Genomic DNA, 546 nt, shown 5'->3' on the forward strand with positions numbered 1-546 from the left:
GTTCGATCTGGCAAATCACGATTCGCTGCGGACCGCCACCAGCATCGGTATCGCACTCTACCCGAATGACGGTCAAGACAGGGAAACGCTGCTAAACAAACGCCGACACCGCAATGTATCTGGCGAAGAAAAATGGCCGCAACGGCTACGCGTTCTACTCTCCGGATTTAACTGACAAATCGGTATCGCACGTCCGTATTCAATCTGCGCTGCATGAAGCAATAGAAAAAGAACAACTGCATTTGGTGTATCAGCCGCAATACAACCTCGCGCAAAACGCAATTATTGGTGTGGAAGCCTTGGTGCGTTGGGAACACCCTGAATTTGGCTTAGTGCCACCTGCGGATTTTATTCCTATCGCAGAGAAGACGGGCTTGATTCAAAGCATCGGCGAATGGGTACTCAAAGACGCCTGTTTACAAGGGACTGACTGGCTGGCGAGAGGCGTTCAATTTGGCAAAATTGCAGTCAATGTATCAGCACTTCAATTGCAACAGTCGCGCTTCATCAACAAGCTCAAAGCCATCCTTCGTGAAACGGGATTCC

General features: G+C 49.8%; 1 pseudogene. It reads left to right on the forward strand.

Annotated elements, in window-relative coordinates:
* Window positions 1-546 (forward strand): annotated as a pseudogene (locus R8N47_RS27720) (EAL domain-containing protein); the annotation flags it as partial.

Source organism: Vibrio sp. 2132-1, assembly GCF_033344315.1.